Raw genomic sequence first — 25,600 nt, 5'->3', positions numbered from 1 at the left:
TAAACCGCCCCGGCGACGGTGGTCGGGGACGGGATCGCTGCGCTCAAAAAACAATGGGAAGCATAATAATGAGCCTCAATTTTCAGCGTGTGAAAAGCAACGTCGTGGTCATTGCACTGGGCTTCTCGGGCCTGGTGCAGGCCGATGGGTTTATCGAGGATGCGAAGGCCAACCTGGTGCTGCGCAACTTCTACATGAGCCGTGACTTTGTCGATAACGGCGCCTCCAAAGCCCTGCCGGGGTCTACCGGGCATGGCCAGGCCGCGGAGTGGACACAAAGTTTTATCCTCGATGCGAAGTCGGGTTTTACCTCGGGCACCGTCGGCTTTGGCCTGGACGCGCTGGGCATGTTGGCGATCAAGCTCGACGGCGGCCGGGGCACTTACGGCACGCAGTTGTTGCCGACCCACGACGGCAACCGGCCGGCTGATGACTTTGGCCGCTTGGCTGTCGCCGGCAAGGCGCGGTTTTCCAAGACCGAGCTGAAAATCGGCGAGTGGATGCCGGTCCTGCCAATATTGCGTGCCGACGATGGCCGTTCACTGCCGCAGACCCTCGAAGGCGCGCAAATCACCTCGCGGGAAATCCCCAACGTGAACCTGTACGGTGGTCAATTTCGCGGCAACAGCCAGCGTAACGACGCCAGCATGCAGAAGCTGTCGCAGAACAGTGTCGGCACGGTGTTGCACGGCAGGAACAGCATCGAATCGGATGCGTTCAATTTCATCGGCGGCGACTATACGTTCAACCACGAACACACAGTGGTTGCGGCCTGGTACGGCCAACTCGAAGACGTCTACCAGCAGCAATACTTCCAGCTGCTGCACACCCAGCCGATCACCGAGAGCATCAGCCTGGGTGCCAATATCGGCTATTTCATCGGTACGCAAGACGGCGCCGCGCTGGCCGGCAGCGAGGACAACCGCACCCTGTCGGGCCTGTTTTCCCTGAAGACCGGCGGCCACACGTTCTACGTCGGTCTGCAACGTCTCACCGGTGAAACCGGCCTGCAGCGGGTCGCCGGCACCAGTGGGGCGACCCTGGCGAACGACAGCTATGGCTCGAGTTACGACCTGGCCAACGAGCGTTCCTGGCAGGTACGGCATGACTACAACTTTGCGGCCGTCGGGGTGCCGGGGCTGACACTGATGAACAGGTTCATCAAGGGCAGCAATGTGCACGCCGGCGCCGTGAGTGATGGTCGCGAACGCGGGCGCGAAACCGAAGTGGGCTATACGCTGCAGAGCGGGCCGTTGCGCTCATTGAACCTGCGCTGGCGCAATGCGACACAGCGTCGAAGCTTTGGTAACACCAACAGCTTCAACGAGAACCGCCTGATCGTTCAGTACCCGATCTCGATCCTGTAAGCACGCCAGTGCACAGCGGGCTGTGCACTGGCTCAACTCTCATACACCGGTTGTTCGATCTCTCGATGGTGCGTGGCACCGATAAACAGGTACATCGCCGGCACCATGAACAGCGTCAACAGCGTGCCGATCGACAGCCCGGCAAAGATCACCAGCCCCATGTCATGTCGACCCGCAGCCCCGGCGCCGGAGGCCCAGACCAGCGGCACCACGCCCAGGACCATGGCCGCCGTGGTCATCAGGATCGGCCGCAGGCGCACGGCGGCCGCTTCTTCAATGGCCTCACGTTTGCTGTGGCCTGCGCGCTGCAGTTCGTTGGCGAACTGCACAATCAGAATCCCGTGCTTGGTGATCAGCCCCAATAGCGTCACCAGGCCAACCTGGGTGTACACATTGATCGAGGCGTAACCCATGGTGATAAACGCCAATGCCCCAAACAGCGCCGGTGGCACCGAGAACAGGATCACCACCGGATCGCGAAAGCTTTCAAACTGGAAGGCCAGCGCCAGGTAGACGATCAGGATCGAGAACATCAGCAGCCCGACGAACCCACCGGACTCCTGCATGAACTGCCGCGACTCGCCGGAAAAATCGGAGGTATAGCCGGACGGCGCCACGTTGTTGAGGATCGTATTGAGTTTGGCCAGCAGTTCGCCCTGGGCCACGCCACTCACGCCGGAAAGCGTGGCCGAATTGAGTTGCTGGAAGTGGTTGATCGACTCCGGCTGCGTCGACGTCTCGATGTGCGCCACGGTGCGCGCGGGGATCATCGCACCGGCGGGCGTGCGAATGTAGTAGTCGAGAATCTGCTCCGGGTTGAGGCGGTTGACCTGCAGCACCTGGGGAATGACTTTGTACGAGCGCCCGGCAGTGGAGAAGTAGTTGACGTAGTTGCCGCCCAGGGCCGCCGACAGCGCCGCGCCGACATCGGCCTGGGTCATGCCCAATGCAGCGATTTTTTCCCGGTCGACCACCAGTCGCGCCTGGGGCTTGTCGAGTTTCAGGTCCATGTCGGAGAACCAGAACAGCTGCTGCTTCTGCGCCTCGGCCATCACCGCTTGCGCGACCTCATTGAGGTTTTCCACCGAATCAGTGGTGGTGATCACAAACTGTACCGGCAACCCTTGGGCCCCCGGCAGCGACGGCAACGGAAAGGCGGCGATGGTTGCGCCGGGCACCTGGTTCCACTTTTGCTGCAGGTCCAGAATCAGCTGGGCCTGGGAGCGGGTCCGATCGTCCCAGGTCTTGAGCAGCACGCCGCCCAGGCCTTGATTGAGCGCCGGCAGGCCAGTGAGCTGGAACATTTGCGCGTACTCGGACTCCTTGCTGGCGATCTGGAACGCCTGGTCGGCAATCCGCTCCATCTGCTGTGGCGAGGCGGTCGGCGGGCCTTTGATCTGCATGAACACCAGGCCCTGGTCTTCGGTCGGCGACAGCTCGCTCTTGGCGGTCATGCCACTGGCGGCGACCAGCAGGAACAGCACAAAGCCAAACGTCACCAGCACCGGCCAGATATCCAGCCCGCCGGACAGCACGCGGTGATAACGCCCGCGCAGCCAGTCAAAATACTGATCGAGGCGGCGCGCGAAGCGACCTTCCTCCTGGCCGGTCTTGAACAGCTTGGAGGTCATCATCGGCGACAGCGTCAACGCCACCACGGCCGACACCGTGACCGCGCCCGCCAGCGAAAAACAGAACTCTTTGAACAGCGCGCCCGTCAGGCCGCTGCGCAAGCCGATGGGGACGTACGCAGCAATCAGCACCACCGTCATCGCAATGATCGGCCCGCCCAGTTCGCGCGCCGCCACCAACGCGGCCTCCAGCACACCTTTGCCTTCTTCCTTGATATGCCGGTCGACGTTTTCCACCACGATGATTGCGTCGTCGACCACCAGCCCGATCGCCAACACCAGCGCGAGCAGGGTCAGCAGGTTGATCGAGTAACCGAGCAGGTACATGACGAAGAAGGTACCGACCAGCGACAGCGGGATCGCCACCAGGGGCACAATCACCGCCCGGAAAGAGCCGAGGAACAGGTAGATGACCACCGAGACAATGATCATCGCCTCGACCAGGGTCTTCACCACCTCGTAGATCGAGGTGTTGATGAACGCGGTGGAGTCATACACGATGTCGCCGCGCACACCGGTGGGCAGTTGCGATTGCAGCTCGGGGAACGCCTGGCGCACGCTGTCGGCGACCGTGAGGATGTTCGCGGTGGGGGCTACCTTGATGCCGATGAACACCGAGCGCTTGCCGGAAAATGCCACGCTGCTGTCATAGCTCTCGGCGCCGAGGGTGACCGTCGCCACGTCCGCCAGGTACACCAGTGCATCGCCTTTCTGCTTGATCACCAGCTGTTTGAACTCATCCACCGTGTGCAGATCAGTGCCGGCGGTGAGGTCCACGGTCACGGTCTGCCCGCGCGTAGAGCCGACGGCCGACAGGTAGTTGTTGTTGGCCAGGGCCGTCGACACGTCCTGCGCGGTAACGTTATGCGCCGCCAGTTTGTCCGGGTCGAGCCAGGCGCGCAGGGCGAACTGGCGTCCGCCGAGGATTTCGGCGGTCTGCACGCCCTGGATCGAATCCAGCTTGGGCTTGACCACGCGCACCAGGTAGTCAGTGATGTTGTTGGTCGGCAGGGTGTCACTGTAGAAGCCCAGGTACATCGCATCGGTGGTCTGCCCGACGGCAATGGTCAGCACCGGCTCCTGGGCCTGGGCCGGCAGTTGGTTCTTGACCGAGTTGACCTGGGTGTTGATCTCGGTCAGCGCCTTGCTCGCGTCGTAGTTCAGCCGCAGCGTGGCGGTGATGGTCGAGATCCCGGTGATGCTTGAAGAGGCCAGGTAGTCGATGCCCTGGGCCTGGGCAATCGCCGACTCCAGCGGCTGGGTAATAAAGCCTGCGACCGTGGACGCGTCCGCCCCGTAATAGGAGGTAGTAATGGTCACCACGGTATTTTCGGTGCGCGGCCATTGGTTGACCGGCAATTCGAAGATCGAGCGCAGCCCCAGGATCAGGATGAACAGCGACACGACCACGGCCCACACCGGTCGCTGGATAAAGGTATCGGTAAGCTTCATGGGACACCTTTAATGTTCTTGGGGAGTCGGGGCCGGGTCATTGAGCGGTGCCGCGCTGTTATCGACCTTCACCGGCGAGCCATTCTTGAGTTTCATCTGGCCGCTGGTGATCAACAGGTCGCCTTCCTTCACGCCGGACAGGATCGCTACCTGGTCGCCACGGGTCGGCCCGGTCTGGATAAAGGTCTGCTGCGCCGTCAGCACGTCCTCGCCCTTGTCGTTCTTCGCCGACGTCGCGATGAATACGGTGGTGCCGTAAGGGTTGTAGGTGACCGCGGTCTGCGGCACGGTGAGGTAGCGCTGCGGCGTCCCGGAGGTCACGACGGCGCGGGCGAACATGCCGGGCACCAGGCTTTGCCTGGGGTTCTCGACGGTCGCTTCGACGGTGACGTTGCGCGTGGTCGAGTCGAACTGGGTATCGATGGTGCTGACGCGCCCGGTGAAGGTCTGGTTGGACAGGCCGTCGGCGGTCACTGCGACGGGTTGGCCGATGGCGATGGCTTCGAGCTGGGTTTGCGGCACGGTGAAGTCGATGTAGATCGGGTCGAACGTCTGCAGCGTGGCGATTTTGTCGCCGGGGTTGAGGTATTGCCCCGGGTTGACGCTGGTAATGCCGATCCGCCCGGCAAACGGCGCGCGAATGGTTTTTTTCGCCACCAGCGCGCGCTGTTGCTCGGCTGCCGCTTGCTTGGCCTTCAGGTCGGCGGTGTCGGTGTCGACCTGGGCCTGGGACACGGCGTTGACCGCCAGTTGGGCTTTGTCGCGCTTGAGTACGATCACCGCCAGATCGGCCGTGGCCTCAAGCGAATGCAGTTGCGCGATGTCAGAATCGGCATTCAGTTGCACCAACAGGGCCTGGGCCGGTACCTCTTGGCCAGGTTTGAAACCGAGGGTGCGCACGATACCGCCGACCTCGGTGGTCACATCCACCCCGCGAACCGCCTTCATTGACCCCACGGCCGAGACGCTGGGTTGCCACTCGCTGAACGGCACGTGCATGGCCGTCACTACGGCGGCGGGCAACGGCGCCTTGGACTGGGCGATCAGTGCCGAAATCTGCACGAATTTCACCCCGGCAATGATCGCCACGATCACCAGCACCACCGCGACCATGATCAGCATCGGCCGCCATAACCGGCGCTTGCGTGGGGTTCCCGGTGCGCCGGGCTCGGGAGGCAGGGGAGAGGCAGTCTGGACGTCAGCCATGGAGAATCTCACTGTTTCAATGATTCAGTTCTGTCGAACCGCGCCGAGTCGCTGGGCGCAGGCTTTTTCGTGGGCGGCATGATTTCCTGCCACGACGGCAGGCCGAAGCGATCCGGGCGGCCCTTTGTCGCGGGGTCCACATCCGTGCGGTTCCACCAGCCGCCACCCAGTGCCTGGAACAGCGCCGTGGTGTCGCTGTAGCGCGCAGCCTGTGCCCTGACGCGTGCCAACGCAGTGTTCTGGTAGGTTTGCTGGGCGTTGAGCAGGTTGATGTAAGCCACGGCGCCGAGACGGAACTGGGCTTGCACCAGATCCAGGCTGGCTTGCGCGGAGCGTTCCGCCACGACCTGCTGGTTGAGTGCGTCAGCGTCGGCTTCCAGCGCCCGGAGCGCGTTGGCCACGTCCTGGAACGCGGTCAGCACGGTGCCGCGATAGCGCGCCGCCGATTCGTCATAGGCCGCCACGGCCGCGCGTTTGCGGTGTTCGAGCGCGCCGGCATCAAACAGCGGTTGAGTGATCGCGCCGGCCAGGCTCCACACGCCGGAGCCGGACGAAAACAGCTTGGTGCCGCCCGCCACCGTGGAGCCCAATGACCCGGTGATGCTGAACTGCGGCAGTTGGTTGGCCACGGCTACACCAATGTCAGCGCTGGCCTGGTGCAATTGCGCCTGTGCAGAGCGCACATCCGGCCGCTGCGCGACCATGTCGGAAGGCAGGCTGACCGGCAGTGCCTGCGGCAGTTGCAGGGAGGCCAGGTTGAAACGCTCACCCTGATCCTGATTGGGGAAGCGGCCGAGGTAGGCCATCAGCTGGTTGCGCGTCTGCGCCAATTGCTTCTGCAACGGCGGCAAGGTCGCGCGCGACTGTGCCAGCGCGGTCTGTTGCGTGAGCACGTCGGCATCACTGATGGCGCCCAGGCGCCGCTGGGCTTGCAGCAAGTCGAGCTGGCCGCCCTGCAGGCGGATGATTTCCTCGGTGACGGCGATCTGGTCTCGCACCGACGCCAGGCTGATCGCGGTATTGACCACATTGGCGGTCAAGGTCAGGTACGTCGCCTCCAGCTGGAAGCGCTGGTACTCGGCCTGCGCCGAGGTGGCTTCGATTTGCCGGCGCGTACCGCCAAACACATCGGGCGCATAGGACACGCTCAACGAGGCCGAACTGACGGTGAGAATCGGCGACTCCGGCAGCCCCGAAGTGACGCCGGAGACTTTCTCGCGGGCTTTTTGCACGTTGCCACTGACCGAGGGAAACAGAGACGCCTGGTCGGCATACACCAACTCGTTGGCCTGGCGCAGCGCGGCTTGCGCGGCGCTCACGTCCGGGTTGGCGCGCAAGGCCTCTTCAACCAGGGCATTGAGGGCTGGCGAACGGAAGAGCGCCCACCATTGACCGGGAATATCCATCCCGGCGATCAACCGCTGGGCCGCGCCCCCGGTGTCGATATCGGCCTGGGCAGTGGTGATTAGCTTTTCGCGAGAGTAGTCGGCATTCGCCGGCGCATCGGGGCGCACGAAATCCGGCCCGACCGTACAGCCGGCGAGGGCGAGGCATAGCAGGCTCAAGGGCGCCAGAAGGTGTGCCACGTGTTGCGGTCTGAATACACGCTGCCGCAGGTGCTCTTTCATAGTTACTCTATTAATCAGTTGGTTAACTGCTTTTTTTGTCGAGCAATGCGTGCAGGTGCTACGGGCCGGCTGGGCAACAAGGGCGCGGCGTCGCCGGATTCAGATGAGTGTAGGTGGTGCCAGGCGCTGCGCAATGTCAGTGCATGGGGTCGCACAGGCACGGCAGGCGCATTAAATGCGCTTTCGGCATTGTTAATGAATTAGGTTATGCATTGTGGTTATTTTACACGACGGGGCGAGTCGCTCACTGTATGCGCCCTTAGTCACTTGGGCTGGAATACGTGGACATGAGCAAAAGACAGCTGAAACTGGGCGCCCTGACCATGGGCTGCGGTGGGCCCGGGCGCCACAACCTGTGGCTTGACCCGCACCTGCCGGCCGATGCCAGTGTCAACGTCGACTGGTATATCGACATCGCGCGCCAGGCAGAGGCGGCGCTGTTCGACTTGATGTTTATCGTCGACAGCCAGTTCATCACACCGGGGTCGCCCTCCCATTACCTCAATCGCCTGGAGCCGTTGACCCTGTTATCGGCGCTGGCCGTGAGCACGCGGCATCTAGGCCTGGTCGGCACGCTGACGACCTCCTACAACTCGCCGTATAACGTCGCGCGGCGCCTGGCATCGCTGGACCTGATCAGCAAAGGCCGCGCCGGCTGGAACGTGGTCACCAGCGGCGACGCCGGCACGGCCGGCAATTACAGCCGCGACGAGCATTATGATTACGACACCCGCTACGGCCGCGCCGCTGAACACGTGCAGGTGGTGCAGGGGTTGTGGAACTCCTATGAAGACGATGCCTTCGTGCGCGACCGCTCCACCGGCCAGTTCCTCGACCCGAGCAAACTGCACAGCCTGAACCACAAGGGCGAGCATTTTTCCGTGGTCGGCCCGCTGAACATCCAGCGGTCACCCCAGGGCCAGCCGGTGATCTTCCAGGCCGGTGATTCGGAACAAGGCCGCGCCCTCGGTGCCGCTACCGCCGACGTGATCTTCACCCACGCCGCCAGCATCGAGCAGGGCCAGGCGTTTTACCAGGATGTGAAGGGCAGGGCAGCGCGGCTGGGCCGTGACCCACAGCACCTGCTGGTGATGCCCGGCGCAGAAGTGTATGTCGGCGACACCGACGCGCATGCACGTGAAATCGAGCAGCATTACCATCACGTCGACCATAGTTTTGAACTCGCCCTGAAGGAGTTCGGACGCAACTTCGGTTGGCATGATTTCAGCCAGTACGACCTGGATGCGCCGTTTCCGCAAGAAAGCCTGGAGGCCGCGCGCAGCAGCTTCTTTACCGCAGCCAAACGCATTGCCGATCAAGCGCGCGATAAGGGTTTTACCTTGCGCCAGGCCGTTGAGTTTGGTCGACAACTGCGTCCGGGTGCCTTCGTGGGCACCGCCGACACCGTCGCGCGGAAAATGGCCGAGTGGTTCGAGGCGCGCGCCGTGGATGGTTTCAACCTCTATATCGGGCACCCAGAGCAATTCAAGCGGTTCACCCAGGAGGTCATTCCGTTGTTGCAGGAACGAGGTGTGTACCGCACGGCGTACGAAGGCACGACATTGCGTGAAAACCTGGGGCTGGACATTCCTCGGTTTGCACGCGACGGCTAGCGGTCCAACAGGTGTTCAGGCGGGCGGGCTGCTCGGTGCTGACGGCTTGTGTCGTCGGCAACGCTGCGAGCAGTAGCGCACTTCATCCCAACAGCGTGCCCATTTCTTGCGCCAGGCGAAATCCAATCCGCAGACCACGCATTTTTTCACTGGGAGTTCGCTCTTCTTCACAACGACTCCCCGGCATCGAGCCTGGCGAGCAGTGTCTGGCCGCGGTCCCAGAGCGCTTGTTGTTTGGTCTCAGTCATGCGGTCGAGGTTTTTGTAGACCATGCCCATGCGCGGATTGCTGCGCAGAAGGTCGCCGTGACGCATGAGGAAGTGCCAGTAAAGCGCATTGAACGGGCAGGCGTCGTCAGTGGTGCTTTCACTGACCTTGTACGCGCAGTTGCCGCAGTAGTCGGACATGCGCTTTATATATTGGCCACTCGCGCAATAAGGCTTGGAGCCCAGGTAGCCGCCGTCCGCGTGCATGACCATGCCCAGTGTATTGGGCAACTCGACCCAGTCGAACGCGTCCATGTAAATCGCCAGGTACCAGTCGCAAATCTGATTCGGCGTGATGCCGGCCAGCAGCGCAAAGTTGCCGGTCACCATCAGCCGCTGGATATGGTGGGCATAGGCATGCTTCAGGCTTTGGCCGATCGCCTGGCGCATGCAGTTCATTTGGGTGTCGCCCGTCCAGTAGAACTCCGGAAGCGGCCTGCTGTTGCCAAACAGATTGCCGCTGGCGTAGTCCGGCATTTTCAGCCAGTAGACACCGCGGACATATTCGCGCCAGCCGATGAGTTGGCGGATAAAACCTTCGGCGGCGTTGAGGGGAATCCTCTGCGCCCAATACGCCGACTCGACGTCCTGGCACACCTGGCGCAGGTCCAGCAGGCCGATATTCAGCGCGGCGCTGATCCGGGCATGAAACAGGAAGGGTTCATCGCTGGCCATGGCATCCTGGTAGTCACCGAACGCCGCCAGCCCCCAGTCGAGGAAATACTCCCACAGCGCCTGGGCGTCGGCGTGGGTCACCGGGTAGTCAAAGGTGCCTAGGTCGCCATAATGCTCGGTGAAGTTTTCCGCCACCAGCGCCAGCACCTCCTGGGTGATGGCATCTGCGGTAAAGCGCATCGGCAGGGGCGCTCTCACCTGCTTGGGCAGCGCCTTGCGGTTGTCGGCATCAAAGTTCCAGGCGCCGCCCACCGGACTGCCGTCGCCATTGACCAGCAGGCCGCTCTTGCGCCGCATCTCACGGTAGAAAAACTCCATGCGCAGCTGTTTTTTGCCGGCGGCCCAGGACGAGAATCCGCCGCGGGTGCAGAGGAAGCGGCTATCGGTATGCCACTGGATGGCCAAGCCGCATGTCTTGAGGGACTGCTCCAGGCGCCAGTCACCGCACTCGGTCAGATGCAGCGAGTCGGGTTGCAGCAGCGACTGCCAGCGCTGCAACTCGCCCGGCACCGAGCCGCTGTTGTGCGGATCATCGAGGGTAACGTAGTGCACGCGGATGCCCCGCTGTTGCAGCGCCTGGGCGAAATGGCGCATCGCGCTGAAGATCAGTGCGATTTTCTGCGGGTGATGGGCCACGTGGCTGGCTTCCTCCATCACCTCGACCAGCAACACCGTATCGTGTTCGGCATCCAACGCCTTCAAGGAGGCCAGGTCAAAAGACAACTGGTCGCCCAGGACCAGGCACAGTCGGTGAGTCTTATCCATTGCAGAACATCGCCGACCACTGCGATTTGTTGTACATAGCCTATGCCTTTGTATAAGTTTTTAACACGATAGGCTTAAAGGGATGGACTGACAATCCACCATAAACAGAAAACCCGACACAGCGGTCGGGTTCTCTATTGAAGCGTTTTTACTCCCCGCTCGCTTTAGTTGCTCAGTGCAGCACGCGTGTGTTCGCCGTCGACCAAGCGCGCAATACCAAGCGGGTTGGCATCTTGAAGCGCTTCGGGCAAGAGGGCGTCGGGGTAGTTCTGGAAGCAGACCGGGCGTAGGAAACGATCAATCGCCAAGGTTCCCACCGACGTGCCGCGCGCGTCGGATGTCGCCGGGTAAGGCCCGCCATGCACCATGGTGTCGGTGACTTCAACACCGGTTGGATAGCCGTTCAACAGGATCCGTCCGACTTTCTCCTGCAGCAAGCCGGTCAACCAGCTGTATTCGAGCAACTCATCGGCTTCGCCCAGCACGGTGGCCGTCAGTTGCCCGCGCAGCCCATTGAGTGCGGCGACCAGTTGCGCCTGGTCGGCGACTTCAATAACGATAGTGGCAGGGCCGAACACTTCTTCCTGGAGCAATTCGTCACCGTTGAGCAGCAGGCTGACATCGGCTTTGAACAATTGTGGCTGGGCCTGTTTCCCTTGCTGAGGATTGCCCGCCAGGTGCTCCACGCCCGGATGCGCGTGCAGGTGTTGCAGACCGCTGGCATAGCTGGCCAAGGCGCCTGCGTTGAGCATCGTCTGGGCCGGCTGGTCATGCATCTGCGCGGTGAAGCGTTGCAGGAAGGCGCTGAAATCCGCTGATCGCAGGCCAATGATCAGCCCGGGATTGGTACAGAATTGCCCGCAACCCAAGGTCACGGAGCCGGCCAGCTCCTTGGCGATGGTCTCGCCGCGCACTTGCAGGGCCTGGGGCAGAATGATCACCGGGTTGATGCTCGACATCTCGGCAAACACCGGAATCGGCTGCGGACGTTGCGCGGCCATCTTGCACAGCGCATTGCCGCCCTTGAGCGAGCCGGTGAACCCCACGGCTTGGATGGCGGGATGTTTCACCAGCCACTCGCCGACGCCCCCGCCATAGATCATGTTGAACACGCCGGCGGGCATACCGGTGCGCTGCGCGGCCCGCATGATCGCGTCCGCGACCCATTCAGCGGTCGCCATGTGGCCGCTGTGAGCCTTGAACACCACCGGGCAGCCCGCTGCCAGGGCAGAAGCGGTGTCGCCACCGGCAGTGGAAAACGCCAGCGGGAAGTTGCTCGCGCCGAACACGGCGACGGGGCCCACCGCGATCCGGAACTGGCGCAAGTCAGGGCGGGGCAGGGGCGCTCGATCCGGCAGGGCACGGTCAATGCGCGCGCCGTAGAAGTCGCCTCGCCGCAGTATCTTGGCGAACAGGCGCATTTGCCCGCTGGTGCGGCCACGCTCACCCTGGATACGCCCGGCAGGCAAGGCGGTCTCACGGCAGACGGTGCTGACGAAATCGTCGCCGAGGGCATCCAGCTCGTCAGCGATGGCCTCCAGGAACTCGGCGCGGCGCGCGGCTGGCAGGTTGCGGTAAATTGGGTAGGCGGCGCTGGCCGCCTTGGCTGCCGCGTCGACCTCGTCTTGTGTGGCCTGGATGAAGTGGCCCGGGAGGGCTTCGCCGGTTGTCGCATCGAAACTGTGCAGCTGCACGTTGCCCGCGCCAAGTCGCTGACCACCGATGTAGTTCTGACCGAGAATCTGAGTCATGTCAGGGTTCCTGATTGGAGGATGAAGAGAAATGCCAGGCTCGACACCGGCAAACTAAAGCGGCCCCACATCGTGCGGGACGACGGGAGCCGGTGTGTCGAAGTGAATGCAGGGCCTTAAGTGATCGCACCGATCTGCCACGGCACGAATTCGTTCTGGCCGTAGCCATGCTGTTCACTTTTGCTTTTGTCGCCTGAGGCGATGCGCAGCATTATGCGAAAGATGTATTCGCCGCGCTCCTCAATGGTCATGGTGCCGTCGGCAATCCCGCCGCAGTTGACGTCCATGTCTTCTTCCTGGGTTTCCCACAGACGGCTGTTGGTGGCGAGCTTGATCGACGGCGAGGGTGCACACCCATAAGCCGATCCGCGCCCCGTGGTAAAGGCAATCAGATTGGCGCCGCCGGCGACCTGGCCGGTCGCGGAGATCGGGTCATAGCCGGGGGTGTCCATGAACACCAGGCCGTGGGCCCTGACGGTTTCAGCGTATTCGTAGACGTCGACCAGATCGGTCGAGCCGGCCTTGGCCACGGCGCCGAGGGATTTTTCCAGGATGGTGGTCAGGCCACCGGCCTTGTTGCCCGCCGACGGGTTGTTGTTGAGCTCGGCATCCATGCGCTTGCAGTAGGCTTCCCACCAATGAATGCGCGCGATGAGTTTTTCACCCACTTGCTGGCTGACGGCGCGACGGGTCAGCAAGTGCTCGGCGCCGTAGACCTCCGGGGTTTCCGACAGGATCGCGGTGCCGCCGGCGGCCACCAGGCGGTCCACGGCATTGCCCAGCGCCGGGTTGGCGGTGATGCCCGAGTAACCGTCCGAACCACCGCATTGCAGGCCGATAATCAGGTGTTTGGCGCTGACCGGCTCACGCTTGACCTGGTTGGCTTCGGCCAGCAGCGACTTCACTTGAGCAATGCCACTGGCAATGGTCTTGGAGGTGCCACCGGTGCCCTGGATGGTAAATGTGCGCAACGAATCGCTGCTTTCAAGGCCCTGGGCCGCGAGCAACTCAGGGATCTGGTTGGTCTCGCACCCCAGCCCAATCAGCAGCACCGAGGCAAAGTTAGGGTGGACGGCATAACCGCCCAGTGTCCTGCGCAGCATGGCCAGTGCCTCGCCGCCGGGGTCGACTGCGCAGCCAACGCCGTGGGTGAGCGCAACGACACCATCGACGTTGGGGTACTCGACCAGCGCTTCAGGATGAATGTCGCGGCGGAAGTAATCGGCAATCGCACGCGCCACCGTCGCCGAGCAATTGACCGAGGTCAGAATGCCGATGTAGTTGCGGGTCGCGACACGGCCATCGGCGCGCACAATGCCCATGAACGTCTCTGCGGTGGGCGCAGGACTGCCTTTGGCATCGACGCCGAAGGCATAGTCCCGAGAGAAATCGCCCATTGCGACGTTGTGAACGTGCACATGCTGTCCCGCTTCGATTGGCTGGCTCGCGAAGCCGATGATCTGCCCGTAGCGGCGCACGGGTTGGCCCACGTCGATATGACGCGCAGCGACTTTGTGGCCGGAGGGCACCGGCTCAAGTACCTGGATGCCTTCGGCCTTGAGCTCCAGGCCCTTGATCAGCGGTTGCCGCGCGATCAACACATCGTCGAGCACATTGAGTCTGATCACGGCATTGGCAGCGGTCTCGCTGCCTGTTGTAGTTATGAGTTGCATGACGGTTGCCTCGGTTTTTCAGGGAGCGCTATGGAGTCGGGCAGGTCAGGCCAACCCACGCTCGCGATAATCAATCAGGCTGGAGAACAGCATCAATCCTGAAGCCATGACGACGAAGAAGATCAGCGCCAGGAAGTACGAGCCGGTGAATTGCACAATCAGGCCGATCAGGATAGGCACGATCACCCCGACCATATTGCCGCAGAAGTTCATGCTGCCGCCCAACACGCCGGCTTTGGACTGGCCGCCGAGAATGGCGGGCAGGCACCAGTACATGCCGCACCAGCGAATGAAAAACAGCGCGACACAGAGCAGCGAGATAACCACGACGGCATCACTGCTGTAGGCCACGGCGAGGATACAGATCGCGGCAATTGCGGCGGAGCCTGCGAACATGCTGCGCATGACCGTGTTGGGTTGGCCGCCGGCAGCCTTCCATTTATCCGACACCCAGCCACCAAACAGTTCGCCGATGAAGCCGCATATGAAGATCAGGAAGGTGGCGCCGCCCATGGCCTTGATGTCGAGGTTATGGGCTTTGTGCAAGTAGCTTGGCATCCAGGTCAGCAGGCCGTAGAACACACTGTTGTAGCACGCGTACCCCGCGAACATGGCCAGTACCGAACGACTCTTGAGCAGGTCCTTGAGGATCGCCTTGCGCCCACCGGTGGCTTTCTTCGCGGCTTCGTTGGCATCGGTGATGTAGGCCAGCTCTGCAGCATTGACTTTCGGGTGCTCACTGGGATGGTTCCTGATGTACCACCACGCCCATATGCCCACGACCATGGTGCCGACGCCCGCGATGACGAATGCGATCCGCCACGAATCAAACCAGGTGATCAGCCCTGCGATCAGGATTGCGCCCAGTGCAGTGCCCAGCGGCGCGCCGCCGTCAACCAGGGTGGCGCCGCGCCCGCGTTCATTGGGCGTCAGCCAGGCACCGTTGAGCTTGGCGCCGGCCGGCATGATCGGCGACTCCGCGACACCCAGGCCGATACGGGTGATGAGCAACGTGATCCAGTTGTGCGCGCCGCCCGCCAAGGCCTGGAACAGGCCCCAGCCGACCGTGGCAATGCCGACGATATTGCGCGTCTGGAAACGGTCGAGCAGCATGCCGCCGGGGATCTGCATCAGCGCGTACGACCAGAAGAATGCACTCAGCATCAACCCTTCAAGCGCCGGCGTCATGTTGAAATCAGCTGAAATCAGCGGCAGTGCAACCGACAGTGAAGCCCGGTCGATGTAGTTGATGGCCGATAGCAGCAGCAGGAGCAGGAAAATCCTCCAACGTACGGTGGTCGGGCGGGCGGTGATGGCGGGACTCGCTGTCGTAGCGGTAACGACCTGTGCATTGCCAGTGGTCATTTTCATCTCACTCTTATGTTTATTATGAAATGCAGCCTTGCTTGAGGCCCGATCAAGGGCCGCATCGGTCAGAGCGTCTGTACTTCTCCAGTGCTGAAGGCGGGTGCAACCACTTCGATGGTGTTGCACAGCGGTTCACCGAACTCACGCATGCTGACTTCGAAACGGTCGCCCGGCTGGGTCTTGATGTTATCGGCTACCGACAGGGTGGCGGTGCCGAAGAAGTGCACATGCACGTCACCTGGACGCAGGAACTGGGCGTACTTGAAGTGGTGGTACTCAAGGTTCTCCAGGCTGTGGCACATGTTGTCCTCGCCACTCAGGAACTCTTTCTCCCATAACACGGTGCCGTCGCGCCAGATCCGGCTGGTCCCCGCCAGGTGCCGGGGCAACTCGCCCACGCGCAGCTCTGGCCCATAGGAGCAGTTACGCAGCTTGGAGTGTGCCAGGTAGAGGTAATTGCGACGCTCCATGACATGGTCGGAGAACTCGTTGCCCAAGGCAAAGCCCAGGCGGTAGGGCTTGCCGTCTTCGCCGATCACATAGAGGCCGGTCAGCTCTGGTTCTTCCCCCGCATCTTCGGCGAAGTCCGGCGACTGGAAGGCCTGGTTCGGGCGTACCACAATGGAACCATCGCCCTTGTAGAACCATTCCGGCTGGGCGCCCACTGTTCCTGCCGCCGGACGGCCGCCGTCGAGGCCCCATTGGAACATTCTGGCGGTGTCGGTAAGTGCGGCCTTGTCGTCGACTTTTTGCTGGTGCATCTGGTCGCGGGTGGAGGCGCTTCCCAGGTGGGTCAGGCCAGTGCCGCTGATCAGGCAGTGCGCGGGGTCTTCATGGTCGAGGGGCGGCAGGACTCGGCGTGCTTGCAGCACTTGGGTATAACCTTCTGGACCGGGGGTGGTGCCCCTGGCCTCGACTTCCTTGAGCAGGCTGCGACCATTGGCAATCGCGGCGAGGGCAAGCGTGCGGGTGCTGGATGCACCGTTGACGACTTGAATCGCGTCGCCTTCGACGACGCCGACTCCACGCTGGCCGGTGGAGTCTTCAAATTGGATTAATCGCATGGAGGAGCCTCAGCTTGTTGTTATCGTTGGGGCCACTTTAAATTTCCAGGCTGTTGCTGCCTAATGAGAGTTACGACCCGAGCGATAACTTTCAGGTATACCCATGCTTCCGTCCTTCTCATCCATCGTATCGCGCCTGAGGCTCAAGCAATTGCGCCTCTTGATTGCCCTCGACGAGCACGGCTCGGTGCGCAAGGCGTCGGAGATCATGGCGCTGTCTCAACCCGGTGCCACCAAGGCATTGCAGGAAATCGAAACCATCTTCGGCTCAAGCCTCTTCGAACGCACGAGCAAAGGTTTGGAAGCCAACGACCTTGGCCGCTGCGTGATTCGTTATGCGCGTTTGATTCACACCGACCTCGAGCACCTTCGCGAGGAAATGGTCGGCATTCTCAAGGGACACGGTGGACGCCTGGCGGTGGGCACCATCATGGGAGCCGTGCCGGCATTGGTGGAGAGCCTGGCGCGCCTTCGCGATAAACAGCCGGAGCTGTCGATTGCGATTGTCGAGGACACCAGCTCGCGGCTATTGAGCTTGCTGGATCAGGGGCGGTTGGATGTGGCGATCTGTCGAACCAGCGTCAGCCCACGCCCGACGGCTTACCAAACCCGTTTCCGCGCACAGGAACCGCTGGTCGTGGTGGCCAACCCGGGGCATCGACTGGCCAGCGCGCAGACGCTGCAACTCGCCGACCTCATGGACAGCCACTGGGTAGTCTTTCCGGTCAATATGCCCATGCGCTTGACCCTAGAGCGCGAGTTTCGCCAAGTGGGGTTGAGCTTCCCGCTGTACGCCATCGAGACCTCATCGACATTCACGACCTTGTCGCTGTTGCTCAAGGACCCGAACCTGGTCGCCGTCATGCCGAACGACGTGGCGCAAATGGCACTCGACCACGGCATGTTGGTCAAGCTGGCGTTGACCATTCAGTCGACCAGCGAGCCCTATGAAATCGTGACGCGGGCCGATGTGGAGTACACGGCGCCGATGGTTCTGTTGATTGAAGAACTCACCGGTGCAAGCGTGAGCCCAGCAGCAGGCGTTTGATAGGAATGAAGCGTCCCGTATTCAAGTACCTGCGCCGTTGAACATGCTCACCAGGCTGTGCGGTGCGTCGTTACCAAACAGCAACTCATGCAGTTCATTGCACTCTGCAGCCGTTTGCGCGCTGCGCGGGAACATCGCCTGTTCGTACGCATGCAGCGCGGCTTCGACGTCATCCGGGTGTGAGGCGATGGCTTTGCCGAGTTCGGCGCCATCGTACATGGCCAGGTTGGCACCTTCGCCATTCGGGGCTGCAAGGTGTGCGGCATCACCCACCAGCGTCACGCCCGGCACTCGGTTCCAGTGGTGTTCAACCGGCAGCGTGAAGAGCGGGCGCCATACCAGTTCGGTGTCACTGTGGGTAATCAGTGCCGTGAGGGCAGGGGACCAGCCTGTGAATACCTGCGCGATCCGTGCTGCCGCTGTTGGCGTGTGAGTGAAATCGATGGCGGCAAACCATTCCTGGGGCGCGGTGATGGCGACATAGGTGTGCAGCGTGGAGCCCTCCTCACGGTGCGCCTGGATGCCTTTTGCGGGTTGCAGGGCGAACATCGCACCGCCCCCTACCGCCTGGGCGGTGGCGGGGTGGCGGGTGTCGCTGTCATACAGGTAGGTTTCAATGAACGAGCGGCCCATGTACTCGGGGACGGCGGTGCTGAGCAGCGGGCGGACTTTAGACCAGGCACCGTCGGCCCCCACCAGCAGGTCGGTGACAACGTGAGTGCCGTCGGCGAAGGTCACCTCATGGCGGCCCGCGCCCAGGGCACGCACGCTATTGACCTTGTGGCCCCAGCGCACGGTACCGGCAGGCAGTGAATCGAGAAGCATCTTGCGCAGCTCGCCACGCATGACCTCGGGACGCCCGCCAGTGCCGTCGTCGGGTTGGTCCAACAGAACGGTGCCGTCCCAATCAAGCACTCGAGTCGCCTCGCGACCTTCCAGGACAAGGGCGCGGAATTCATCCGTCAGGCCCGCCGCCTGCAAAGCCAGTTGGCCGTTGTAGTCGTGGATGTCGAGCATCCCGCCTTGCGCGCGTGCGGTTGCCGACGGCTCGGCTTCATAGACCGTGGCGGCAATGCCGTGGACGTGCAGGACGCGCGCCAGGATGAGGCCGCCCAGGCCAGCCCCGATGATTGTGACGCAGGTGTGCATAAGGTACCTGTTGGCTGTGAGAAAGGGGCCGGCGGCGCGGCATGTCCCGGCCATCGTTGGCCGGAGATTTCTACCCTATTTTGCCGGCAGAAAGGGGGAGGCCTGCAACAAATGATTGTTCAGCCAAGCCGCGGGGCGCTACCGGTCAGGCGCCGTCATTCCAGCGGGGACGTGCAGCGCATCTCCGCAGCCCGCCAGCAATGCCAATCCATTCCTCGCAGGGCTGATAGGAATAGGCAAGCCTCACAGATGATCCGGCATAGGTCGGCAGCGGTGACTTGACTAACATCAGTACTCATCAACCGAGAGGCATGTCCATGAGCACTCACAAAACCCTGTTCATCACCGGCATCAGCAGCGGCTTTGGCAAGGCCCTCGCGACCGAGGCATTAGCGGCCGGTCACCGTGTCATCGGTACCGTGCGTAATGAAGCAGCCCTTGAAGCATTCGAGGCGTTGTCTGCCGACCGTGCCCACGGGGTGATTCTGGATGTCACCGACTTTGCGCGGATCGACAGCGTCGTCGCCGAGATGGAGACTCGCTACGGCCCGGTGGACGTCCTGGTGAACAACGCAGGGTACGGCCACGAGGGGATTTTCGAAGAGTCGTCGCTGGAAGACATGCGCCGCCAGTTCGACGTCAACGTGTTCGGCGCAGTTGCCGTGACCAAGGCCTTTGTGCCGTATTTCCGGGAGCGTCGCCGCGGACACATCATCAACATCACGTCCATGGGCGGCACCATCACCATGCCTGGGATCGCCTACTACTGCGGCAGCAAATTCGCGCTCGAAGGCATCTCCGACACGCTGAGCAAGGAGCTCAAGCCGTTCAATATCTTCGTGACCGCCGTGGCGCCGGGCTCGTTTCGCACCGATTGGGCCGGCCGCTCCATGCAGCGTACGCCGCGCAGCATTGCCGACTACGACGCCAGCTTTGATCCCGTGCGCCAGGCGCGTGAAGCCAAGAGCGGCCACCAACTGGGCGACCCGCAGAAGGCTGCGCACGCCATGCTGCAGTTGATCGCCAGCGACAATCCACCGGCCCACCTGCTGCTGGGCAGTGACGCGCTGGGATACGTGCGCGAAAAACTTGAGCAATCCCTGCGCGATATTAGCCACTGGGAGGCACTGACGCGTTCTACGGATGGTTAAGAAGCCGGGAATTGGCAAGGGAGGAGGTTGGTTGTCACCCAGCCGCCTGGCATAAGGCGCGTGTCTTCACCCTGGATGTCTCCTATCGCTCTCATACCCAATGATTTTGGAGATTTCCGCTACGCACGATCGCATTGATCTGCTGCAAGTGACTCATGGACGCCAGAGCCAGGCTTGAGCCTTGGGGGGCATGGAGGGCGGCCTGAGCCAAGACTCTCTGCCGAAACTGGCTGAGCTGGGCAGGCGTCAGGTACTCGGCTTTGTCTTCCCTCTTACCCTTGATCCGGACCAGCACCTCTTCTGGTAGTTGAGTACTTTTAACTTCGCATCCGAGCAGTAAAGTGGCCAGGTCTGCCAGGCTGCGCACTTCTATTTCCTTAAGTTTGCCGCCGTTTGCACCACCCGACAGTGGGTGATTCTGATTTTGGTATGAATAGAGCTTGGTGGCGTTGCCCGAGTGGTCATGAATAGGATGGGAGGAAAGATTCCTGAGTTTTTCAAAACCAAACACTACCGGTATTACCGTGCCTTTATTGATCAGGCTCAAATAAGGCGCTTTACCCTGCTCCAACGCCTCGCGTAGTTTGCAAGCCCACTGCGTATAAAGGACCTCCAGCGCTTTACCTTCGAGCACACAGTCGGGGGCGTTCTCGAACTTAAACGTTATGCTGCGAGGAAGTTTCACCGCGTTGACGCTTTGCTCAGGGGGCGCGGTGAGCAGCTTGCTGGCAGCACCGGAAACGATATAGGCATCATGCAGAAAGTTTTGCAGCCACGCGCTACCTTCAGCATTAATAGCCTGGGGATCTTTTATAGCGAGCGTCACCGGCTTGTAAGTCAGCGAAAGTGGCGAACCTCGATCCGTTGAGTGTGTGAGGATCTGGGTCAAACGGTGTTGCTGGGCGCGGGATGACGCGCTAGAGGGCACAATCCCGAGGCCTCGTGAGTAGGTACGGGCCTTGGTGCGCAGGTTTTTACGGGTCGTGGCATCCGTGGCACTTTCAGGCGTTCGATCAGAGAAAAAAACCCGACCATTCAACGACTGTGAGCCCCCCTTGGCATCATTGACACCGCCCTTGAGCGAGCCAGAGGTCAGTATTTCCAGGCCCCACGGGGAACCATGCAGGGCTTCGGGCTTGATGTAGCCCAGAGGTGCAGTAGGGTTTAAGGATTGCAACAAGGCAATGCGCATGCGGGAGAGGCTGCGCTTGTCCAGGTCACGCATGCTCTCCAGCACATCGATAGGCGAGCGACGTTCGCTATCCAGCACGTCGGCGCGCATGCCTTCGATGCGCGCTTGCAACACCTGCTTGCTATCGCCGCGGGCCACAGCAGCATGAATCGGGTCGTTAGTGTTGCAAATCATCAGCGGCGCTATCGAAGCGCTATTGCCGGGAGGAACACAACTCATACCATGGCTCCAAACTTATTCAGCGTGCAGCTTAGTGGTGTTGCTGTCCTTTCCAGTTCTATTACACCTATTGATATCCCTAGCGCGTTCAACATCTGATGTACGCGGGCATTTAGATGTCGCTGCATTTTCCCAACGGCTCTTTTGATCGAATCGGTGTCAGGCACAAATGCCGCCCATCAGGTGAGGGCGGCCTTGCCTCGGTGTTGGGGCGACGCTCAATTGCCTCTGTAGGTCGAGAAACCGTAGGGACTGAGCAGTAGCGGGATGTGGTAGTGCGCAAGGGTACCGTCTACTTCAAAAATGACCGGTACTTCGGGGAAGAAACTCGAGACCTTGTGAGCTTTGAACCACTCACCGGTTTTGAAGGTGACACGGTAGGTGCCTTTCTCCAGGGCCTTACCTTCCGGGTACAGGCCGGGAATACGCCCTTGCTCGTTGGTCGCAGCGCTGTTGAGCAGGCTCCAGTTGTTGCCATCCTGTTTTTCCAGCGTGACATTGACGCCAGGGGAGGGCAGACCATCTTGCAGGTTGAGTACATGCACGCTGAGCGGGTTTCCTGCCGCGAATGCCAGCGAAGAGGCGACACTCAATACAACGCCAGCGAACAACGATTTTAATCCAGTCATGAGGATGTCCTTAGTTTTTGACGGTAGGTAGAATTTTGTTGATAGCGGCTAATGCGCAACCTTCATCGGTTGCTGCACCACCGGCGCCGGCCACGCCTATGGCGCCAATGACTTGTCCTTCAAACAGCAATGGCACTCCGCCACCGAGCAGCAATAGCTCATGCAGGGTGTTGAGGTTTTCCGCATCGGGGGTGCTGCGGGCACGCTCTGCCAATAGCCGTGTCGGGGTCTTAGTCGATAGGGCGGTATAGGCCTTGCGTTGGGCTGCCAATGTATTGTGTGGGCCAACGTTATCGTCACGCTGCAGGGCGACCAAATTGCCTCCTCGGTCGACAATTGCCGCAACACCGGTACGACCATCGGCATGACACGCTGCCAGCGCGGCATTCAGCAAATCATTGGCGATTGCCAGTGAAACGTCGTTGCGCTGTACAACCTGATCCGCAGATGCAACCGCGAGCGCAGAGCTCATTGCGAGTGGCATCAGCAATAAGTTCGATAGGCTTGTCCGCATGCTTTTTCCTTTATTTGGTCTGGCTGAGTCGTGGTCAGGCAGGATGACGCGTGCGGGCCGTCAGAATGATTGCCTGATGATTACCAAGATGTAATGTGCCAAAACGCTCAGGCGCGCTAGCCTATGCTCCAGTTCTGGAGGAAAAGATGCGTATCCTGGTTGTTGAAGATGAAGCGAAAACCGCGGATTACCTGCACAAAGCCCTGACTGAATCGGGCTACGTGGTAGAAGTCGCCCTGGATGGCCTGGAGGGCCAGTATCTGGCGCAGGAAAGTGAGTTCGACTTGATCATTCTGGACGTCATGCTGCCGCGCCTGGACGGCTGGCAACTGCTCCAGATCATTCGGCGCAAGTGGCAAACCCCGGTGCTTTTCCTGACCGCCAGGGATTCTGTGGAGGATCGGGTCAAAGGGCTCGAGTCAGGCGCCGATGATTACCTGGTCAAACCTTTTTCCTACGCCGAGTTGTTGGCGCGCGTACGTACGCTGCTGCGCAGGGGGCCGCCCCGTGAAGTCGAGCAGTTCCTGGTTGCAGACCTGAGCCTGGACCTGTTGCGCCGCAAGGTCACGCGCCAGGGTGAACGGCTGACCCTGACCAACAAGGAGTTTGCCTTGTTGCACCTGCTGGTCAGTCGGGAAGGCGAGGTGCTATCTCGCTCCTCGATTGCTTCGCAGATCTGGCAGATGAACTTTGACAGCGATACCAATGTGGTCGATGTCGCCATTCGGCGACTGCGCGCCAAGGTTGACGATCCTTACCCGCTCAAGTTGATACACACCGTGCGGGGCATCGGCTACATGCTTGAGGTGCAATCCTGAAACTGTTTCCGCGTACCCTGAGCTTGCGCCTGGCGGTCATGTTCGCGTTGGTCAGCGCGTTGCTGCTGGGCTCCATCGGGTTTTATCTTTATCAGTCGCTACAGCGAGAAATCGCGTGGCGCGATGACCAGGCGCTGCTCGGGCGCCTGGAGCGCATGCAAGCACTGATCAACGACAGTGTCAGCGTCGAGCAACTCAGAAATCGGCCCAAGCTCTACGAAAACATGCTGGGCAATCGCGACAACCTGCTGTGGATTGTCGATGACACCGGCCAGGTACTGATCGAAATCAACCCCGTCAGCATGCGCTTGCCCACGTTACCGGCTGCAGCCCAGGCTCAGCTCGGTGACGGCGACTCTTCGGTGTCAGTGCGGCTTGCCTGGCAGCATGTCATGCAGGGTGGTCGCGGCTTGACGCTGATTGCCGGCAAGTTGTTGAGTGAGCGCGAGCAGATGCTGGCGGCGTACCGTCTCAAGCTCTGGCTCGCCCTGTCAGTCGGCGCGCTGCTGGCTTTTGTGCTCGGCGGGTGGGTCAGTCGACGAGGCTTGCAGCCTGTGCGCAGGCTGGCTCAGCGCGCCGCCGCGATTGATGTGCAACATCTGCATCTGCGGCTGGACGAGTTCAACGAGCTGAGTGAGCTGCAAGTGCTCAGCCATGCGCTCAATCAAATGCTTGCACGTCTTGAAGACGGGTTCGCCCAGCTATCACGGTTCTCGGAAGACCTCGCCCACGAGATGCGTACGCCACTGAGCAACCTGATGGGGCATACCCAGCAAAGCTTGAGGCACAGCCGCTCCATCGAGGACTATCAAAACCTGCTGGTGTCGAACCAGGAAGAATATGAGCGTCTGGCGCGGATGATCGACAGTATGCTGTTCCTCGCACGGACTGAGCAGCCGCAAGCATCCGTGCAGGACGAACTCATTAACCTGCATGAACTGGTCGAGCAACTGTGTGAGTATTTCGAAGGTGTGGCGCAAGAACGCGACGTCACCCTGATTAATCAGGCCCATGGCGAGTTGCGTGCCGATCCGGCGTTGATCCGTCGAGCATTGGCTAACCTGGTGGCCAACGCCCTGCGCTACGGTTCTCCCGCGGCGGAGGTGATTATTCGCAGCGTGGTGCGCGAGGCTGGGGTCGAAGTCTCTGTACACAACCAGGGCCCGCCCATTGCCGCGGAGCACCTACCGCGACTTTTTGAGCGCTTCTACCGGTGCGACCCATCACGCAATCAGCCGGATGATTCCGGGGGCCTGGGGTTGGCCATCGTGCATTCAATCATGCAGTTACATGGCGGCCGGGTCACCGTAGACAGCCGCTCATCAGGAACGAGCTTTCGCCTGGAGTTTCCTGCGCAAAACCCTCGCGTTGTCTGATTCAGCGTCTAACGACTAAGCCTAAGCAGAGAGGTGCTTTTCGCAGCGCCTCTTTTTTTGAGGCATCAACGACCAGCGGTCATCATAAAAAGTGGAACTCCCGCTCATCCCCACCGGTCAACTTTTCTGTCCCGATAAGACGCCTATTCCTCTGGTCGCCAGAGCAGTTGGCTTAATTTGAGTTTCCACTGACACGAAGGTTTATGAATCATGAAAAGTGAACAGGTAGAAGGTGTTGCAGAAAAGCTGACTGGCAAGGCACAAAGCGCCGTGGGAAAACTGTTCGGTGATTCGAAGCTGGAAGCCGAAGGCGCCGGACGCCAAGCGGCGGGTCAGCTGACCCAGACTTACGGCGACGCACTGGACAGTGTTTCGACGTTCGTTAAAGAGAAGCCTGTTGCCGCACTGGCAATCGGTGCAGTAGCACTGCTGGTGCTTGACCGTCTCCTGCGGCGCTAAGCCAGGAGGAGGCCGTCAATAGCTTTTCCGAAACCTTCCCTCTGACTCTCCAGGGCTTCCCATCAGGAGAGGGGGAGGGAGGCGATTCAGGCAGGCATCCACGCTGCTGATCTCGCTGGCTCGCCGCGTCGGCAGCCGCGTCGTAGAGGCCTCTAGCGGCTGCACTGGGTCGTATCCGGAGTTGTCAGCTGTGATTGATCATCTACACCATCATGGCCTGTTCGCCAGGAGCTTTCGAACCTCGGCGATGATCAAGTCGATATTAAATGGCTTGGCCAATACAGCATCAAACAAATCTGATCTCTGCATACCGATATGTGCCTGAGCACCGCTCATCAAGATAATCGGCAAATGGCCAGCGGACGGGAGGGCTCGGACAGCTGTGGCGAATTCCAGGCCATCCATGACCGGCATCATAAAGTCGGTAATGATCAGGGCTGGCTGTTCTCTATTGAGCACCTCGAGGCCTTTTTGACCATTGCTGGCGGTCACCACCATGAACCCCTCATCCTCCAGCGCGAAGCAGAGAATATCAGCGATCAAATACTCGTCGTCGACGACCAGGATGGTGGTCATGTTAATACAA

The 25,600-nt window shown here is 61.0% G+C and carries 21 protein-coding genes; 7 read left to right on the top strand and 14 right to left on the bottom strand.

The genetic code is table 11. The features are described 5' to 3' along the window. Positions 1-68 precede the first annotated feature (68 nt). On the top strand, positions 69-1,367 hold the full coding sequence (locus C9990_RS15730; RefSeq protein ID WP_065905243.1) for an OprD family porin: 1,299 nt from the start codon (positions 69-71) through the stop codon (positions 1,365-1,367). A 32-nt stretch (positions 1,368-1,399) separates the two neighbouring features. Here the strand turns inward: C9990_RS15730 and C9990_RS15725 are convergent, their stop codons facing one another. The 3 genes from C9990_RS15725 to C9990_RS15715 form a co-directional block, all read right to left on the bottom strand. Beyond that, a complete protein-coding gene (locus tag C9990_RS15725) occupies positions 1,400-4,450 on the bottom strand; it encodes an efflux RND transporter permease subunit (RefSeq protein ID WP_106803872.1) in 3,051 nt (1,016 codons plus the stop codon). 9 nt (positions 4,451-4,459) lie between these two features. Then, a complete protein-coding gene (locus tag C9990_RS15720) occupies positions 4,460-5,572 on the bottom strand; it encodes an efflux RND transporter periplasmic adaptor subunit (RefSeq protein WP_177343949.1) in 1,113 nt (370 codons plus the stop codon). Between the two features lie 92 nt (positions 5,573-5,664). Then, positions 5,665-7,242 carry an efflux transporter outer membrane subunit gene (locus tag C9990_RS15715; protein WP_256595099.1) on the bottom strand — a complete coding sequence of 526 codons (1,578 nt, stop codon included), beginning with the start codon at positions 7,240-7,242 and terminating at the stop codon, positions 5,665-5,667. A gap of 329 nt (positions 7,243-7,571) precedes the next feature. Between C9990_RS15715 and C9990_RS15710 the strand changes: the two genes are divergently transcribed. Beyond that, a complete protein-coding gene (locus tag C9990_RS15710; RefSeq protein ID WP_106803870.1) occupies positions 7,572-8,897 on the top strand; it encodes an LLM class flavin-dependent oxidoreductase in 1,326 nt (441 codons plus the stop codon). Positions 8,898-8,912: 15 nt separating this feature from the next. On the opposite strand, the gene C9990_RS15705 is transcribed toward C9990_RS15710, so the two are convergent. From C9990_RS15705 to araD1, 6 genes are all read right to left on the bottom strand, one after another. Continuing rightward, positions 8,913-9,068, bottom strand: coding sequence for a DUF2256 domain-containing protein (locus C9990_RS15705; protein ID WP_106803869.1), 156 nt, complete (start codon positions 9,066-9,068; stop codon positions 8,913-8,915). After that, positions 9,065-10,603: a cryptochrome/photolyase family protein gene (locus tag C9990_RS15700; RefSeq protein WP_106803868.1), complete on the bottom strand. Its 1,539-nt coding sequence runs from the start codon at positions 10,601-10,603 to the stop codon at positions 9,065-9,067. Before C9990_RS15700 ends, C9990_RS15705 begins: the two co-directional genes overlap by 4 nt. 164 nt (positions 10,604-10,767) lie before the next feature. Continuing rightward, a complete protein-coding gene (locus C9990_RS15695) occupies positions 10,768-12,354 on the bottom strand; it encodes an aldehyde dehydrogenase (NADP(+)) (protein ID WP_106803867.1) in 1,587 nt (528 codons plus the stop codon). Between the two features lie 116 nt (positions 12,355-12,470). After that, positions 12,471-14,027 (bottom strand): UxaA family hydrolase, encoded by a 1,557-nt coding sequence (locus tag C9990_RS15690; protein WP_106803866.1) that lies wholly within the window; start codon positions 14,025-14,027, stop codon positions 12,471-12,473. A 45-nt stretch (positions 14,028-14,072) separates the two neighbouring features. After that, positions 14,073-15,392 carry an MFS transporter gene (locus tag C9990_RS15685; protein WP_065905300.1) on the bottom strand — a complete coding sequence of 440 codons (1,320 nt, stop codon included), beginning with the start codon at positions 15,390-15,392 and terminating at the stop codon, positions 14,073-14,075. Between the two features lie 68 nt (positions 15,393-15,460). After that, positions 15,461-16,459 carry an AraD1 family protein gene (gene araD1 / locus C9990_RS15680; protein ID WP_106803865.1) on the bottom strand — a complete coding sequence of 333 codons (999 nt, stop codon included), beginning with the start codon at positions 16,457-16,459 and terminating at the stop codon, positions 15,461-15,463. A gap of 103 nt (positions 16,460-16,562) precedes the next feature. On the opposite strand from araD1, the gene C9990_RS15675 reads away from it, so the two are divergent. Next, the gene (locus C9990_RS15675) at positions 16,563-17,507 is read left to right on the top strand and encodes a LysR family transcriptional regulator (RefSeq protein ID WP_106803864.1); all 945 of its coding nucleotides are present in this window, start codon (positions 16,563-16,565) and stop codon (positions 17,505-17,507) included. Positions 17,508-17,528: 21 nt separating this feature from the next. On the opposite strand, the gene C9990_RS15670 is transcribed toward C9990_RS15675, so the two are convergent. Continuing rightward, a complete protein-coding gene (locus C9990_RS15670; RefSeq protein WP_106803863.1) occupies positions 17,529-18,656 on the bottom strand; it encodes an NAD(P)/FAD-dependent oxidoreductase in 1,128 nt (375 codons plus the stop codon). A 317-nt stretch (positions 18,657-18,973) separates the two neighbouring features. Here C9990_RS15670 and C9990_RS15665 point away from each other — a divergent pair, with 317 nt between their 5' ends. After that, positions 18,974-19,807, top strand: coding sequence for an oxidoreductase (locus C9990_RS15665; protein WP_106803862.1), 834 nt, complete (start codon positions 18,974-18,976; stop codon positions 19,805-19,807). Positions 19,808-19,898: 91 nt separating this feature from the next. Here C9990_RS15665 and C9990_RS15660 read toward each other — a convergent pair whose 3' ends face one another. The 3 genes from C9990_RS15660 to C9990_RS15650 all read right to left on the bottom strand — a co-directional run bounded on the left by C9990_RS15660 (position 19,899) and on the right by C9990_RS15650 (position 22,361). Beyond that, positions 19,899-21,218 (bottom strand): ankyrin repeat domain-containing protein, encoded by a 1,320-nt coding sequence (locus tag C9990_RS15660; RefSeq protein ID WP_256595098.1) that lies wholly within the window; start codon positions 21,216-21,218, stop codon positions 19,899-19,901. A 218-nt stretch (positions 21,219-21,436) separates the two neighbouring features. Then, complete coding sequence (gene uraH, locus C9990_RS15655; RefSeq protein WP_106803861.1) at positions 21,437-21,847, bottom strand: hydroxyisourate hydrolase; 411 nt, start codon at positions 21,845-21,847, stop codon at positions 21,437-21,439. A gap of 10 nt (positions 21,848-21,857) precedes the next feature. Then, positions 21,858-22,361: a heme-binding protein gene (locus C9990_RS15650; protein WP_065905271.1), complete on the bottom strand. Its 504-nt coding sequence runs from the start codon at positions 22,359-22,361 to the stop codon at positions 21,858-21,860. Between the two features lie 146 nt (positions 22,362-22,507). Here C9990_RS15650 and C9990_RS15645 point away from each other — a divergent pair, with 146 nt between their 5' ends. From C9990_RS15645 to C9990_RS15635, 3 genes are all read left to right on the top strand, one after another. Continuing rightward, on the top strand, positions 22,508-23,179 hold the full coding sequence (locus C9990_RS15645) for a heavy metal response regulator transcription factor (RefSeq protein ID WP_065905273.1): 672 nt from the start codon (positions 22,508-22,510) through the stop codon (positions 23,177-23,179). Then, positions 23,176-24,555: a heavy metal sensor histidine kinase gene (locus C9990_RS15640; protein ID WP_106803860.1), complete on the top strand. Its 1,380-nt coding sequence runs from the start codon at positions 23,176-23,178 to the stop codon at positions 24,553-24,555. The genes C9990_RS15645 and C9990_RS15640 overlap by 4 nt, the downstream gene beginning before the upstream one ends. 210 nt (positions 24,556-24,765) lie before the next feature. After that, positions 24,766-25,014, top strand: coding sequence for a CsbD family protein (locus tag C9990_RS15635; RefSeq protein ID WP_065905276.1), 249 nt, complete (start codon positions 24,766-24,768; stop codon positions 25,012-25,014). Positions 25,015-25,224: 210 nt separating this feature from the next. Here the strand turns inward: C9990_RS15635 and C9990_RS15630 are convergent, their stop codons facing one another. Then, positions 25,225-25,590 carry a response regulator gene (locus C9990_RS15630; RefSeq protein ID WP_065905277.1) on the bottom strand — a complete coding sequence of 122 codons (366 nt, stop codon included), beginning with the start codon at positions 25,588-25,590 and terminating at the stop codon, positions 25,225-25,227. Positions 25,591-25,600: the final 10 nt, after the last annotated feature.

Origin of the sequence: Pseudomonas sp. S5D5, assembly GCF_003013355.1 — a bacterium.
GTDB lineage: Bacteria > Pseudomonadota > Gammaproteobacteria > Pseudomonadales > Pseudomonadaceae > Aquipseudomonas > Aquipseudomonas aylmerensis.
Note: the sequence above shows the minus strand (reverse complement) of the source record. Positions and strands in the feature narration are given on the sequence as shown.

What these genes read in the sequence shown, in the direction of transcription:
- C9990_RS15730 (WP_065905243.1), top strand. Translation starts at nt 69, where the DNA reads ATGAGCCTCAATTTTCAGCGTGTGAAAAGCAACGTCGTGGTCATTGCA.
- C9990_RS15725 (WP_106803872.1), bottom strand. Translation starts at nt 4,450, where the DNA reads ATGAAGCTTACCGATACCTTTATCCAGCGACCGGTGTGGGCCGTGGTC.
- C9990_RS15720 (WP_177343949.1), bottom strand. Translation starts at nt 5,572, where the DNA reads ATGCTGATCATGGTCGCGGTGGTGCTGGTGATCGTGGCGATCATTGCC.
- C9990_RS15710 (WP_106803870.1), top strand. Translation starts at nt 7,572, where the DNA reads ATGAGCAAAAGACAGCTGAAACTGGGCGCCCTGACCATGGGCTGCGGT.
- C9990_RS15700 (WP_106803868.1), bottom strand. Translation starts at nt 10,603, where the DNA reads ATGGATAAGACTCACCGACTGTGCCTGGTCCTGGGCGACCAGTTGTCT.
- C9990_RS15695 (WP_106803867.1), bottom strand. Translation starts at nt 12,354, where the DNA reads ATGACTCAGATTCTCGGTCAGAACTACATCGGTGGTCAGCGACTTGGC.
- C9990_RS15690 (WP_106803866.1), bottom strand. Translation starts at nt 14,027, where the DNA reads ATGCAACTCATAACTACAACAGGCAGCGAGACCGCTGCCAATGCCGTG.
- C9990_RS15685 (WP_065905300.1), bottom strand. Translation starts at nt 15,392, where the DNA reads ATGACCACTGGCAATGCACAGGTCGTTACCGCTACGACAGCGAGTCCC.
- araD1 (WP_106803865.1), bottom strand. Translation starts at nt 16,459, where the DNA reads ATGCGATTAATCCAATTTGAAGACTCCACCGGCCAGCGTGGAGTCGGC.
- C9990_RS15675 (WP_106803864.1), top strand. Translation starts at nt 16,563, where the DNA reads ATGCTTCCGTCCTTCTCATCCATCGTATCGCGCCTGAGGCTCAAGCAA.
- C9990_RS15670 (WP_106803863.1), bottom strand. Translation starts at nt 18,656, where the DNA reads ATGCACACCTGCGTCACAATCATCGGGGCTGGCCTGGGCGGCCTCATC.
- C9990_RS15665 (WP_106803862.1), top strand. Translation starts at nt 18,974, where the DNA reads ATGAGCACTCACAAAACCCTGTTCATCACCGGCATCAGCAGCGGCTTT.
- C9990_RS15660 (WP_256595098.1), bottom strand. Translation starts at nt 21,218, where the DNA reads ATGAGTTGTGTTCCTCCCGGCAATAGCGCTTCGATAGCGCCGCTGATG.
- uraH (WP_106803861.1), bottom strand. Translation starts at nt 21,847, where the DNA reads ATGACTGGATTAAAATCGTTGTTCGCTGGCGTTGTATTGAGTGTCGCC.
- C9990_RS15650 (WP_065905271.1), bottom strand. Translation starts at nt 22,361, where the DNA reads ATGCGGACAAGCCTATCGAACTTATTGCTGATGCCACTCGCAATGAGC.
- C9990_RS15645 (WP_065905273.1), top strand. Translation starts at nt 22,508, where the DNA reads ATGCGTATCCTGGTTGTTGAAGATGAAGCGAAAACCGCGGATTACCTG.
- C9990_RS15635 (WP_065905276.1), top strand. Translation starts at nt 24,766, where the DNA reads ATGAAAAGTGAACAGGTAGAAGGTGTTGCAGAAAAGCTGACTGGCAAG.
- C9990_RS15630 (WP_065905277.1), bottom strand. Translation starts at nt 25,590, where the DNA reads ATGACCACCATCCTGGTCGTCGACGACGAGTATTTGATCGCTGATATT.